General features: G+C 45.5%; 3 protein-coding genes. All 3 read right to left on the bottom strand.

What is annotated here, in order from left to right; translation table 11 throughout:
• Positions 1-3: 3 nt before the first annotated feature.
• Complete coding sequence (locus FXF70_RS16955; protein WP_148780806.1) at positions 4-10,146, bottom strand: non-ribosomal peptide synthetase; 10,143 nt, start codon at positions 10,144-10,146, stop codon at positions 4-6.
• A gap of 62 nt (positions 10,147-10,208) precedes the next feature.
• On the bottom strand, positions 10,209-14,042 hold the full coding sequence (locus FXF70_RS16950; protein ID WP_148780805.1) for a non-ribosomal peptide synthetase: 3,834 nt from the start codon (positions 14,040-14,042) through the stop codon (positions 10,209-10,211).
• Between the two features lie 45 nt (positions 14,043-14,087).
• Positions 14,088-16,199: condensation domain-containing protein (locus FXF70_RS16945; protein WP_148780804.1), on the bottom strand; the 2,112-nt coding region annotated here is incomplete at its 5' end.

Below are 16,199 nucleotides of genomic sequence, written 5' to 3'. Positions count from 1 at the left end.
CTCCTACATCCAATCCAAAATCTGAATCTTGCTTTCTTCCGTCCAAACGCCGACATCCCCTGTCGGATAAAGATATTCGCCTGTTTGATGTTTGAATGGATGCGGAATTTTATGCGCCTCCATCCAATCGGCTAGCTCTCCAAAAAGTGCTTTGATCTCTTTTGCGCCGATAAAAACATCTCCAGGAAATCCAACCGGCATGAGCTGATGTTCTTCATTCAGGACATATATTTCCGTTTCATAGGCAGGATCATGTACGCCTGCATATATTTCTTCTTGGTCTGGGTATAGCACGCTGACATGTGCGTTTTTCGCCCAATCACTGATCATCCGCTCTTTTTCCTCACTTGTCACAATGGTGAAGGAAGATAGCGGCGTATCCACTTGTTCTGTCATGGCTTCAAGGGTGTGAATCAGCTGCTCCATCAGCGTTTGTATTTGCTTTTCTGTATATTGATGTAAGTTGTATGTGATCCGAAGCTCCAGCGTATCTCCCGGCACTGCGACAAGGGTTAAGTCATAATTTGTTTCTTCATGACTGGCGATGTCCAAAATGCGTACGCCATACGGTTCAATGGATTCAATCGGATAGTTTTCAAACACGACAATGCTGTGAAACAATGCCTCACCATTTGGAATTTCCGTCATCTGCTGAATATCTGGCAGTACGGTATACTCGTATTCTCTCATCTGAAAAACGGTTTCCTGTGTATAGGCGAGCAATCGCGCAATCGTCCAGTCCGAATGGATCGAAAGACGAAGCGGCAATGTGTTAATAAAGAGCCCTGTCATGCTTTCCACTTCTGGTAAGTCGGCTGGCCGGCCAGATACGGTCACCCCAAATATGACATCCTCTGCGCCTGAATGAAGGTGCAAAAGCAGTCCCCACGCTGATTGAATCAGTGTGCTCAACGTGACCTTCTGCTTGCCTGTCATCTTCTCCAGCTTCTGCTGCATCTCTGGCGTCAATTTGACGCTGGACTGCGCCATGCTTACTTCTTGGTCTAAAGCATGTTCTTCGCCGTCTCCTGGAAGCGGTGTCGCTTCCTCTACGCCTGACATATAACGCTGCCAGAATTCTTGCGCCTTCTCTTGATCCTGCTTTTGCAGCCATTCGATAAAATCTTTATATGGACGGACTGTAGAAAGACTGATCTCTCGTTCGTCCACAAGAGAGCGATACAGCGCAAAGGATTCCTGAATAAAGCTGAACAAACTCCAGCCATCGATTAAAATGTGATGAAAACTAAAGACAAACGTGCATCTTTCCTCATCACAACGGAATAAAGCAATCCGAATCAGCGGTTCATCTATATGGTCTAAATGGAAATCCTTTGAACGATCAGATACTAAAAAGTGTTCGATTGTCTCTTCTTGCTCCTTGTCACTCAGGTGGCGCACATCGTGCTGAGTGAGATGGATGCTTCCTTCTGATTGAATGAACTGAACAGGCTCCTTCAGCCCTTCCCAAGCGAATTTTGTTCTCAAAATCGAATGACGTTCTACAAGAAGATTCCAAGCTTGTTCATAGGCATCGCCGTTTGTTAAGCCTTGGAGCGTCATATGCACCTGACCAAAATAAGCTTGTGAGGCTTGATCTAGCAGTGCATGAAACAGCATTCCTTGCTGCATTGGAGACAGCGGATACACATCGACTACATTGTCTGGAAGTTCATCTATTTGCTTTTGCGTGAGCTGAACCATCGGAAAATCAGATGGTGTAAAGCCGCCGCTCGCTTCAACACAATGCGTCAAGATGATCTCCATCTTTTCTTTAAAACGCTCAGGTAACAACCGCACCTCTTGATCTTGCAGCAGTTCACGATTGATCATAAAGTTCATCTGCAACTGGCCATCTGTCACATATCCATACACATCGATCAAATGCTGTCTTTCTGCTTTCGGATCGTGAACATGTCCATTTCGTTCGTCTGCTATATACAGCTTGGCTTCGCCATCTGCCTGATCTAACTGACCGAGGTAATTAAAGCTCATCTGCGGCGTTACCGTTTTGAGTAAACGAGGTTCTGTCATGTATTGAAGCAAACCATAGCCGATTCCCTTTTGCGGCACAGCTCGTAAGGTTTCTTTGACGTCTTTGATTTGTCTTGCAACATCGGTTTGTATAAAAGGAATAAAAATAGGATAAGAGCTTGTAAACCAGCCGACTGTCCGTGACAAATCCATCTGTTCAAATAAATCCTCGCGTCCATGCCCTTCTAACGTGATGAGCATTGGCTTTCCAATGGCTTGCGTGAGTCCTGCTAACAGTAAATCGTTAATCTCTGTTCGGTATGCTTGTGAGGCCTGTCTAAGTAACATATCTGTTTGTTCCTTTGTGAGCTGAACCGACAGGATCTCTGCATGTTCTTCTATATTAGAAAGCGCAGGCAGTTGGAAAGGAGAACCTTCTTCCTCTTGATCCTTGATTTTTTGCCAAAAAGAGGCCTGCGCTTGTAATTGATCTGTTTGTGCATATTCGTATAAGGCATCTGCCCACTGCTTATAGGAGGCGGTTTTTTTCGCAAATATGATGTCCTGCCCCGTAGCAAGCTGTTTCAATCCATTTAGTACATCTTCTTGTATCATGCGCCATGATATGCCATCCATGACGAGATGGTGTGCAGCAATAAAGAGCTCAGACGTGTCTTCACCTGTATGAAAAAGAATCGCTTTGATCACTTCTCCACGCTCTAATGACAATGTTCCTTGACAGGCATTTGTCTCCAAGCGGATTTGTTTTCGTGCTTCCTCTTGAGACACATCTGTCACATCAAAGAATGTGACACAAGGTGTGACACCAGGCTCACGAATGGTTTGAATCCATGTGCCATCTGCCTCTTTTGTATATATAGCTCTCAGCATATCGTGATGATCGACCAGTTTTGAAAGAACCTGTGTTAACTGTTCATGTGGAACAGATCGCTTCATTTCAATATGCGCCGAGAGATTCCAATAATCTTGATTGGTCATCGATTGCTCAAAGAACCAAGATTGAATCGGGAGAAGACGAACCTCTCCTGTCACAGGTGATTGATCATAGACCGTAGAGACCTCTGACTTTCTCATCGCTTGTGCGAGTTGTGAGATGGTCTGTTTTTCAAATACATCTCTCGGCTGGATGACGTAGCCTTCCTGTGCTAAGCGTGCCACCATTTGTATGACAATAATGGAATCTCCGCCAAGCTCAAAGTAGTTATCATGGACGCCAATAGAAGGAACGCCTAGCAGCTGAGACCACACTTTTTCTAACACACGTTCTTCCTCAGTAGCTGCTTTGTCAATGGCTGTCTCTACTTCTTCTTGTCTCCACTCTGGCGGTGGAAGACGCTTTTGGTCTACCTTGCCATTTGGCGTGAGCGGTAATTCATCCAGCTCTATTAATAGGCTTGGCACCATATAATCTGGCAGGATGTCTTTTAAGTTTTGGCGAATGTCTTGCGTGGTCATGCCCCCTTTTTGGACAAAATAACCGATCAATCGCTTATGACCACTCTCATGCTGATGCGGGATAACGGCACATTCTGTGATGTCATCAAATGTCAGCATAGCGGCTTCAATTTCGCCGCATTCCACGCGGTGTCCACGAATTTTCACTTGATGATCGATTCTTCCAAGACAGTCAATGATGCCATTTGACAGCCAGCGGCCCATATCGCCTGTTTTATATAAACGCGCTCCTTCTTGGAAAGGATGCGGGATAAATGATGATGCTGTTTTTTCTTCATCTCCAAGGTAACCAAGTGCTAGCCCTGTGCCGCCAACGTAAATTTCGCCGATGACGCCTTGCGGAACTGGCTGCATTTGGTCATCTAATACATAAGCTTGTGAATAAGCAATAGGCTGTCCAATCGGGACCGTCGCCTGATCTTCTTCCAGTGCCCGAATGTGATGCACACAGGAGAACGTCGTATTCTCTGTTGGTCCATATCCATTTAAAAGCCCTTCAGGCAAATACGGTAGTGCTTTTCGGATATGAGCGGCTGATAAGGCATCTCCGCCGATCAATAATGCATGAAGTCCAGATAAAGCTTCTGGATGTTCTTCTGTTAAACGGTTGAACAGCGGCACAGTCAGGAACCCTGTTGTAATCTGATAAGTTTTTAGTGCTTCCGCTAATGTATCCATTGATAAAATGGTATTTCGATCCGTCAGTATGAGCCTTCCCCCGTTTAAAAGGGCTCCCCATATTTCATACGTAAATGCATCAAAAGAGAAGCTAGCGATTTGTAAAATGCGCGTTTGTTCATCAAGGGTGACATAGTCTGTTTCACACACAAGCCGGACGACCGCTTGATGCGGGATCAGTACTCCTTTTGGCTGTCCAGTTGACCCCGATGTGTAATTGATATAAGCAAGTCCATCAGGTCTTAGTGCAGCGGGCATGACCTCTGCTTCTGGTAAAAATTCTTCATACCCTTGATCAAGACAAATAAGTTCCGTTTGATGGATGGATACTTTTTTCAGCCATTCATTTTTTGTCAGTAAAAGCTGAATCCCTGTAACTCTCAGCATATAGTCAATGCGGGCATCTGGATATTCAGGATCAATTGGCACATAAGCCCCTCCTGCTTTCACAATGGCCAGCACCCCAAGAATCATTTCAGGCGATCTGTCGATGAGCAGTCCAACTGGTTCATGCGGCGTCACGCCGCGCTGCTGCAAATAGGCTGCTAGTCGATCGACTTTTTCATGTAACTCCTGGTACGTCCACTCATCTCTTTGGAATTCGAGCGCCACTGCATGAGGTGTCTTTTTCACTTGCGCTTCAAATCGTTCCGTCATGAGCAGCGGACCTTTTGGTTGATCAGTCTTGCCGCTCCATTCATAGAGCAATTGATGCTTTTCTTTCTCTGGCAGGAAATTCACTTGTCTGATCGGCTGCCCTGGATTTTCACAAATGCTTTCAAGCAGGTGCTCGTAGTATGCGAGGAATCGCTCCATCGTGTCATCAGAAAATAAATCTGCTTGATACTCAAGTTTTAACTGAAGACCTTCAGCTCCTTCAAACACAAACAGGGAGAGATCAAATTTCGCTGTATCATTATCTTCAATGGTTAAAACCGACGTCGCCTCCCCCATTGGAGATGCTTCCAGCGGTAAGTTTTGCAGAACAAACATGACCTGAAACAGCGGCTGCTTACTGGCATCACGCACAATATTCAATTCATCGACCACCATCTCAAACGGCACATCCTGATGTGCAAAAGCACCGACGGTTGTCTCCTTCACTCGCTCTAATAATTCCGTAAAGGCTGGATTCCCGCTATGGTCGATCCGAAGCGCCAATGTATTCACGAAAAAGCCGATTAAATGCTCCATTTCCGTTCGATTTCTCCCAGCAATGACCGAGCCAATGACAAACTCGTCCTGTGAAGACAATCGATGTAATAGCGTAGAGAAAGCCGACAGCAAGGTCATATACAGTGTGCTGTCTGTTTTCTTAGATAGCTCATCAATCTTTTCAGACAGTGACTTCGACAGCTGATATGTTTTCGTCTTCCCTTTGTAGGATTGAACGGCCGGCCGCGGATGATCATACGGCAATACCAAATCTTCAACAGGTGCCGCAAATTGCTCCTTCCAATAGGCAAGCTGCTTACCTAGTGGTTCTCCTGTCAAATACTCCTTCTGCCACAGTGCGTAATCCGCATATTGAATAGGCAATGCCGGCAAGTGAGGCTCCCGCCCTTCGATCGCCGCTGTATACCACTCGGATAATTCTCTTGCAACAATGCCGATCGACCAGCCATCTGACACGATGTGGTGAATGGACATCAGCAAGATATGCTCTGCGGGTGAAAGTCGAATCAGCTTCACTCGAAAGAGCGCTTCGTGTTCTAATTGAAAAGGTGTGGATGTCTCTTCTTTCGCCCATTCAGCCGCTTTTTGTTCTTTCTCTTCCTGTGACGCTATGCCTGAAAGGTCCATCACCTCAAGCTCTGGAAGGGCCATCTGTTCATGAATGACCTGTACCGGTTCATCCCCGCTCATCGTAAAGGACGTTCTGAGCGATTCATGTCTTTCCACCATATGATGCAGACTTTCCTGAAGCACCTTGATATCTAAAGGCCCATTCATCCGAAACGAAATCGTATTATTGTATAATGGCAAATCCGGCTCTAATTGATAGAGGAACCACTGTCTTTGCTGGGCATAAGACATCGGAATTTCCTGACCCTTTTCCATTTTTCTCATCGGAATCACTTCATCTGCTTTGGCATTTGAATCGATCCAATCCGCTAATTCTCCGAGTCTCGTATGTTCAAACAACACAGCAAGCGGCACGTCAAACCCTGTTTTTTGTCTAACCGCAGACAGCATTTGCGTCGCCTTCAGCGAATGGCCTCCTAGTAAAAAGAAATGATCGCCGCAGTTGACATCTGAGACACCAAGCAGCTCTGACCAAATGTGTGCGAGCAGTTTCTCCGTTTCTGTGTGAGGTGCTCTGTTGTCTGAATCCATTCCGCTTTCCTCTATTAATTCATGAAAATATGCCTCGTCTGGCGTTCCATCTTCTGTTTCTTTCCAATATTCCTCAGGAAACAAATGCACGGCATATTCACCAGATAGACGGGACTGTAAACATGTATGAATCGATTGATAAAGCCGCTCTTCAACCGCCTTTGTTTGATCAGTTTTGAAAAAGACGTAAAAGGTCTGCTCTGTTTGCATCTCCGCATCCGCATGGACCATCTCGTAAATCTCTTTCTTCGATCGATCCAATCCCGTATAAATGAGCGGAGCATCTGTCATCAGACATGCGAGCATCGTTTGGAAGCCTGCTTGCTTTGAAATTGGGAGATAACCTCTTTCTTTTAACATGCCTTTTATCATGGAGCCTTCACTCATTCCAATCTCGTCCCACATGCTGAAACTAAAGCAATATGGCTTCACTGTAGATGTCAGCTTCTGATAATGAGCAAATTGTTCCACGAACTCATTGGCAGCGCAATAGGCGCCGACAGTCATACCGCCCTTTAGCGTTCGGGCTGACGAGCTGGAAAGAAATAAAACATTCCTGCGTTTGGAGGCAGCTTCATGAAGCGCAATCGTTCCATATACCTTCGCTTCGTACATGTCATTCAGAGACACAGATGTCATATCAGCAAGCAGTTCTTCTTGAATGATACCTGCGAAATGAATGATCCCATCCAGCCTTCGATTTCCGGCGACCTCATGTCTAGAGATGATTGCTTCTACCTCTTTTTCAGCCGTGATGTCTGCTTTCTCATAAAGAACCTTGCCGCCATGCACTTTTGCCTGCTTTTCTAGCAAAGACAATGTCTCTTGCTGGTCACTAGAAAGTGCCTCTCTCTCTTTCCTTCCAAGCAACACGAGATGTGCTTGATAAGATGTCAGTAGGTGTTCACTGACTAAACGGCCAATTCCGCCTAGCCCGCCTGTTATGACATAAAGCCCAGATGATTCAAATGGAAGCTCTTTCCTTTTCTGTTCCTTTTCCAAATGAAGAGGTGCTAAAAAGGGAATATAACGAACACCTTGACGATAAGCAGCAACATGACGGTCTTGGTCATGTGTGAGTTCTGCCATCATCGCCATTGCATGAGAATGACTAGATACCGATTCTGCTAGAGAAAAATCAAGACATTGCACCTTGATAAACGGCCATTCATGCTGAATTGCTGTCATCAGTCCTACTGTCGTTGCTTTTTCTACATCGTGGATATGATCCCCCGGCACATTCATCGCATGGGCTGAGACAAAAGTGATGGCCACCTGCTCCTCATAGACGGAAATGGCTTTTGTTAAAAATAATGCACTCATGCTGCCCGTTTTCTGCGCTTGTTTTGCCTTGGACACATAAAGCTTGTCTTCTTGGTTTGTATAGTTCCAAAGGTGAATGATGTGTTTCACCGAAACGCCATACGAACGGAGCGTCTCAAAGAGTTGTTCGTAGTCAGACGGCCGATTCGGGTGGATGATGAAGTGAGTGTGTGTGAGTTGTTTGAACGCTTGACCCGGTTCAACCGTAATGTATGTTTGTTCACTGTTTGCAAAAGATTTCAATTGATCTGCCAGTCCTAATGGATCTGCAAAGATCACAACGTCCCCTATGATCTGCTTGTCAGCTGCATCAAGTGGAGCAGGTATCCATTTCTTTTGATAACTCCAATCAGGCAAGGTATGTTCATTTTCAAGTCTCATGTCCATTTCCATGATCATTTCATCAAATTCGCCTTCTTGCCATCTTGTCTTGAGCTGTGCCCTTTCTATTTTTCCAGAGCTTGTTTTGGGAAATGCATGCTTCTGGACAGGAATGATGCGAGATGCAGACAAGCCCATTTTTGTTGCAATATGGGATTTAATGTGCTGACTTGCCCTCATAATATAAGCCGGCTCATACAGCTTCGGTGTAAAAAAGAGAATCAGTTCATCGGATGCAGAAGCCTCCATTCGGACAGAACAAGCAGCCACAAAGCTCGTTTCTACTCCCGGTACTTCCTCTGCTATGGCTTCAATTTCATAGTTGTGATAGTTTTTCCCGTTGATGATAATCATATCTTTTTCTCTACCGGTTAGTGTCAGCCTTCCTTCGTGCAGGAAACCTAAATCACCCGTGTGAAACCAGCCATCCGCTTGAAATACTTCTTGATTCGCTTCGTCATTCCGGTAATAGCCCTTCATGGTGGTTGGACCTTTTATTTGCACACGGCCAATATGATCTTCTGGAAGAAGCTCATGCTGATGATTGACGATGCGTATCGTGATACCTGGAATCGGTTTGCCCAACTCTGTAAAGCTGACGGTTCCTGTCTCACGTGCTTCTGCTGGTCTTAGCTGCTCTGTCAGCGACGTTTCCTCAAAGGTCAGAACCCCGCTGTTTTCATCTCCACGCTCAATCGCAAAGGAAAACACAACCGCTGATGAGATTTCAGACATGCCGAAAGCCGGTCTGATCACATCTCCCTTTAAGCCGTGCGGAGCAAGCAGGTGTAGAAATCGGTGGATGGTTTTTGGCACGACCGCCTCTGCCCCATTAATCATGCAGGTCATCGCCGACAGATCCCAAGATCCTGATGAAATCTCTTTCTCATAATCATTGATCATCGCAAATGCAAAGTTAGGTGCCCACGTCTTCGTTGCACGGTAGCGGTCCATCCAGTCAAGCCACCGCAGCGGCTGAGCGATAAAGTCATCTGTTCTTGCCCGAATCTGCTCGCAGCCTGTGTACACATTGACAAGGTGGAACATCACGATGCCACCAATATGATCTAAAGGCATCCAGTCTAACGAGACATCCTCTTGTGTAAATTGATTTGCTGCCACTGTTCCTTTGACGTTCGCCAGCACACTTCTATGGGAATGCTCTACACACTTTGGCATCCCTGTACTTCCAGACGTTAAGATAAAGAAGACGGAATCATCTGGCGCGGCAGGGTGAGCGGCTGTATCTCTTTCTAATGTCAGCATCGGCTCAACTGCTGCGACACGTAATTGGTCTGTATGCCACAGTAAGGCTAACCCTTGCACCTCCTCGATCAGTGAGTCATCTGTTAGGATGAGCGGATGCTCGAGCAGCTTCCAAGCGTGATGAAGCTTCTTCACTGCAGCATTCATCTCCCGATAGGTTGGGGCAGCCGACACAAGCGTTGGAACAAATCCGCCTAATACACATGCCCAAAAGGCAGTGACCATGGCATGATTCGATGAGAATTGAAAGAAAACAGGATCTCCTGCCTTCAGCCCCAGTGCCCTTAAACCAGTCAGAACCCTCTCGGCGTCTCCTTGTAACTGCGCATAAGATTGTGTGAGTTCGTTCTTGCTATTCACGATATACGTAAGCCCATTTGTCGTTTTTGCAGCCTCTGTTAAGACGTCCTGTAAGGTCTGTGCGCCTTGTGTGACGTCGAGATCCCCTCCATAGGAAAGAGCGGGCGGCATATCGGCCAAAGCAGGTACAGCCTTTTGCGTCTGTATCGCTTCCGCTGCGGCCTCCTGCTCAATGTGCTTGTCGAGAAATAAATGAGAGAGGTGATACGGCCGCGGTCGAATGGTTTTTTCACGTGAAAAAACAGCGAAGCGTTCGATTTCGTTGGTTTGTAAAATGGTTGTCTTTACATCTTGTAAAATCGCATCCATTGATTCATGTCTACTCGTTTGGTTAATGGTTGATGGTTTCATATGAGTTCCTTTCCTTTTTTGTTAGGCAGGACTGCAAGGCTGCATCCTGCCTAATCTAAAGTTTACAAGACTCGTTCTCTATTTGTTTGATTGACAATATGTTTGATCAGCTTTGCATTTTGAACTGCACATTCTTTCTGTTTGAACATATCAGCATGCCGGCCATAGCCTTGGTATTGGGTAAAAGATCCGGCCGTTGCCTGTGTCCACTCTTCCATCCAGTCCGGGATCGCTATTTGTTCTTCAGATTGGATGAACGTAATATCTGCCTGTATTTTGCCTTGATTCACCCCCTTAACAAACGTTTCATAGTAGGCGCGCGTCTTTTGGGCAAGCGCTTCTTGAACGATCTCCCCTTGAGCAAGTTCGCTTTGTTTCGTTTGATGAACAATCGCTTCAATATCATCATCAATGGATCGTCCTTCTAAATCACTTTCTCCAATTTTCTTATAGGAATCGATCATGATGACCTTCTCGACTGTCCGCCCTCCTTGTTCAAGCGCTTGAACAAGCTCAAAGGCGAGGTAACATCCGCCTGAGTACCCCATCAACGTCAGCGGCCCTTTTGGCTGAAGGTGCTGAATATGCTGAACGTACTGCGCCATTCGGTTATTCGTTTCAATAAAATCAAAAGCGACTAGCCGAACATCATCAAGCGTTTTTGCTGCTTCCTGATAGATAAAGCCGTAGCCTGGTAATGGCGGAAGAGCAAAGACTGTTGATGTTTGAGATTCATTGAATACAAGATAGCCAGCGGTTTCCCCGTCCTGATGCTGAATATAATGACTAAGTGCTTCAATCGTCGGGGTCTCAAACAACAAATGGATCGGCACCTGAACCTCAAACTCTTTTGATACTTTGGACAAAAGAGACATCGCTTTTAAAGAATGTCCGCCAAGCTCAAAGAAATGGTCATCTGTGCTAATATCCTCTCGTTCAAGTACTTCCCGCCACATTACCAGCAGCTTTTGTTCCACTTCATTTGCGGGCAGTTTCACACGGCGGTTTCCTTGCGGTGCCTCTGGTTTTGGTAGCTGGCGTTTATCAACCTTCCCGTTTGGCGTAAGTGGGAGGTTCTCCAGTTCAATCAGCTCATGAGGCAGCATATAAGCTGGAAGACGCTCTTTCAGCCTTGATTTGATGTCATCGAGTTTCCCTTTCCATGCATCATCACACGTGATATAGGCAAGCAGCCTTGTATGATTGGTTTCATCATGATCCGCTAGGAGTACAGCTTGTTTTACACCTTGATGCATGAGAAGGTTGGCTTCAATTTCTGGCAGTTCAATTCGGTGTCCTCGAATTTTTACCTGATCATCAACTCTGCCTGCATACTCAATCAGACCGTCTTCTCGAAAGTAAGCTAAATCCCCCGTGCGATACAGGCGCTCACCCGCAGCGAATGGATGGGCGATAAAGACTTGTTTTGTCAGATCAGGACGATTCAAATACCCTTTTGCCAGTCCTTTGCCGCTCAGACAAAGCTCTCCAACCATTCCAATCGGCTGAAGCTGTCTGTGCTCACTCAATATATAAGCGCCCGTCTGGTTGAGCGGCTTCCCAATTGGAATAGAACGTGCCTCTAAAGGGATCGCTTCATCTATCGGATAATATGTGGCAAAAACCGTTGATTCGGTTGGTCCGTATACATTCAACAATCTGCCTTTTCCCATCACATCAAAGGCTTTTCTCACATGCTGAACCGATGCCCTCTCTCCCCCAAACAGCACCTTACGCACACCGCGCATCCAGTCTGTTCCTTCATCAACGAGAAGATGGAATAAAGCGGTTGGGACAAACATGACAGAAATATGCTCTCCTTTTATCAGCTCAGTGAGCTTCCCCATATCTAAAATGGTTTCTTTTTGCGGCAGGACAAGCTTTGCTCCGTTTAAAAGCGCACCATATACATCAAATGTAAAGCCATCAAATACGCTATTTGATAACGACAGCAATGTATCTGTTTCTAAAATGGTTAAGTAATTCGTATTTTTGACCACCCGGGCAATATTGGAATGGGTCGTCATGATGCCTTTTGGCTGTCCGGTTGTTCCAGATGTATACATGATGTATGCCGTATCATCTAAACCAGCTTCAAGTGGCAGATTCTCTGAGCTCATCAGTAAAATTTCTTGATCATCTGCAAAAAGATACGTGCCATCAAATGCGAGTGACCTCGTCTGACTGATAAAGGATGAATGAGTCAGTAGATGCGTCGCTCCGCTGTCTTTCAGCATATATTGGATACGGCTTTCTGGATAATCTGGATCAATCGGCACATAGGTGGCACCTGCTTTTAAGACAGCAAGTAAGCTGACAATGAGTTCAGGTGTCCGCTCTGCTAAAATGGCGGTCACCGTTTGATGACCCACCCCATTTTTTTGCAAATGCCTTGCCAGTCGATTGGCTTGTTCGTTCAGCTCCGCATATGTCATCGTGTGATCACCTGCTGATAATGCCACTGCATTCGGCTGTTTTCGAACATTATGCTCAAACCACTTTGTCAAATAAAGCTGATCATGCTCCAGCTCAGGTGCATTCCATTCCTCTAACATTCGCTGCTTTTCCTGCTTTGTCACAAGTGTCAGTGTATGAACTGACTGATCTGGATGTTTGATGGCCCCTTTGATCAAAAGGGTCAGCTGATCCTTTAATTTACGGACAAATGCAGGATCAAATGCACGCTGATTAAAGGCCAGCTTCAGCTGCAATTGTTCCCCGGGCGACGCCAGTAAATTGAGATCATAGTTCGATTTTTCATAGACATTCATGTCTTCTACTGTAAAGCCAAGCAGTGACTCCTGCTCGTCTTTCTTTGCAGCAGGGACATTCTCAAACACCACAATATGATCAATGAGCTGCTGCTGACCTGCCTTAGCCTGAATATCATAAATCGGGATATATTGGTGCGGTTCAGCCGCTAAAGACTGCTGCTGCGTTTCTGATAATAGAGAACGGAACGTCATTTGGTCTGTCAGCTGAATTCGTCTTGGAATGACATTGATGAACAACCCCACCATCCGGTCCACACCAGCTAAATCTGCCGGACGTCCTGACACAACCGTTCCAAACAACACATCGTTTGAGCGCTGATACCTGCTTAGTAAAATGGACCAAGCCGATTGAAGCGCACTGCTTAACGTGGCATTCTGCTGCAAGGCTAACTCTGATAAAGCAGCAGTTTCTTCTTTACTCATGGCCCATTCGATTTCGCCTAATTCATGCTCATTTGTTTGCTTTCGCTGTTCTTTAAAAGTCGACTGCCCCTCAAAACCAGCCAAAGATTGCGTCCAATATTCAAGTGAGGCTTGTTTATCTTGTTTTTCCAGCCATTGAATATATTCTTTATATGGCTTGACTGGCTCCAGCCTATAAGGGATGTCATGCAAAAGTGCATGATAAATCGCAAACAATTCCTGCACAACTAGGCCAAAACACCAGCCATCTAGAAGGATATGGTGATAGCTCCATATCCAGCGATAGCTTGAAGGACCCGTTTGAAAAACAGAGGCCCGCATGAGCAGATCCTTCGAGAGATCAAATCCTCTCAGCTGATCCTTTTGTTTAAAACGATCAATACGTTCAAGCTGTTCACTTTCAGAAAGATCCTGTATGTCCACAACATCAAGCTGGAAAGGTCGATTCTTTAATACAACTTGGACAGGACGCTTCACTTTTTCGTGGAGGAACACGGTACGAAAAATATCGTACCGTTCCACAATGATATTCATGCTTTTCTCAAGCAAATCATGCCGAAGTGTGCCCTTCACGTTCATATCCATTTGTTCTACATAAAAGCCTTTTTCTTGATGATGGAGGGTATGAAACAGCATTCCTTCTTGCATCGGTGACAGATAGTACATATCTTGAACTTGATCCCTTTTAAATTGACTCATCTATTTCATTCCTCCTTCCCCTTTTTCATGACTGATCTAGTGGTGTTAGGTCAATTTCTCCTCAAGCATGTCAAAGATATCGTCCATTTCATCCATTTCAAGGTCTGCAGCCGAGAAGTCACTTGGTGTAAATTCTCGCTCTTGATGCGCTAAGCAATGGGTGATGATGGATCTGATCTTCTCCTTCAACAATGCGATGAACTGCTGTATCGTTTGTTCTTCATATTCACTTGCACAATATGAGCACGACAGAATGAATTGATTGTGCTGAACAAGACCGCTGAGGTTCAGCTTATAAACAGCTTCAGATTCAGGGCTTGCTTGACGGCCCATATCATAGGTTGAGGGCCCAAAGAGTTCTGTCGTCACTTCCTGATCAATCTGCCCAAGATAGTTCAAGCTGATTTCAGGCTGCACGTGTTTGACTGACGGTTCGGATGGTGTCATGTATCTTAAAATACCGTAACCAATCCCTTTATTCGGTACACGCCGTAGCATCTCTTTCGTTCCTTTGATAGCGTCTGCAATGGTCTGATTCGGTTTCGCTTCAAGAACGACTGGATACATGCTCGTAAACCAGCCAACTGTGCGGGATATATCTAATCCTGATAAAATGTCCTCTCTTCCATGACCTTCAAGCTGTACATGTACATGAGATTGACCTGTCCATTCCTGAACGGCCAGCCCAAGCGCACATAGAAGAATATCATTCATTTCTGTTGTGTACGGAAGATGGATATTCGTTAACAGATGCTCGGTTTCTGCTTCTGTCAGCTGCATTTTGACCGCTTTCGTATCCGCGACTTTTCTTTCTTTTACTTCATGGTCAACAGGTAAAGTCGTAAACGGTCTATTTTCAATCGCTGCCCAATACTCCTTCTGGTTTTTTAGCAGCTGTGACTGCGCATATCGTTCAATCGCTTCTGCCCATTCTTTGAAAGAGTGCGTTTTTGGCGGCAGAACCATCGTTTCTCCTTTTTCTGCCTGATGATAAAGAGACATAAAGTCTTCTAGTAAAATCCGGCAAGAAACGCCGTCAATCACAAGATGATGTGTGATGATGAGTAAGTGATCACCGTTTTCTGTATGGAAACAAATCACTTTCATCAATGGACCCTTTTCAAGATTCAGTTGACGCTGATACTCATTGGCGTATGTGGAAATCGCCTGTTTCACATCTTGCGCTTTTGAAACATCACAAGAAATAATTGAAAATGGTTCTGTCAACTCCCGCTGATTGTATTGCAGCATGTCATCATGCTCCTGTCTGAACACCATGCGCAGTGCATCATGATGTGAGAGCAGTTTTTGCAGAACTTGTTCTGTGACAGCCAAGTCAAACCCTTTTGGTGCATGAAGCATCATTGAGAGATTCCAGTGGTGCTGGTGATCAAAGTTCCGTTCAAAGAACCAGCGCTGTATCGGTGTTAAAATAACCTCTCCTTCGACAGCTGACTGATCGGCTGTGAGAAGGTCCGCTTCTTCGATATATGGGCGAAGCTCCGCAATCGTTGGGTATTGGAAAAGTAGTTTCATATCGAGCTTCCAGCCTTCTTGCGTGAGTCTGCTTGCCATTTGGATGCCTTTAATCGAATCTCCGCCAAGGAAGAAGAAATGGTCGTGAATACCGACTTGGCTGACGCCAAGCACATCTTCCCAAATGCCGCAAAGCAGTGCTTCCACTTCATCTCTTGGGGCTTCGTATGCTGTTTGATTCGCTTCCACATCAGGTGCTGGCAGTGCTTTGAGATCCACTTTGCCATTTGCCGTCATCGGCAGTTGGTCTAGCTTGATGATCCATGATGGCACCATATATTCTGGCAAGATGCGCTTTAAGTTTTCTTTCAACGTATCCGGTTCTTTATCTGTGATGACGTAAGCGACAAGAGCGTCTTGATCACTTGCGTCTTTGACCGTTGTCACGACGGCTTCTTTCACTTCATTTAGCGCAAGGAGCTGTGCTTCAATTTCTGATAGCTCAATCCGGAATCCGCGGATGTTCACTTGATGGTCTTTTCTACCGAGGTAGATCAGTTCGCCATCCTCTGTCCATTTCACCAAGTCACCTGTACGGTACATACGCTCTCCTGGATAAAATGGATCTGGGACAAACCGTTTGTCCGTTTCCTCTGGGAGATTCCAGTAGCCTCTTGCCAG

The sequence above is a fragment of the Bacillus sp. Y3 genome (genome assembly GCF_008123875.1).
In the GTDB taxonomy this organism is placed as follows: Bacteria; Bacillota; Bacilli; order Bacillales; family Bacillaceae; genus Bacillus; species Bacillus altitudinis.
Note: the sequence above shows the minus strand (reverse complement) of the source record. Positions and strands in the feature narration are given on the sequence as shown.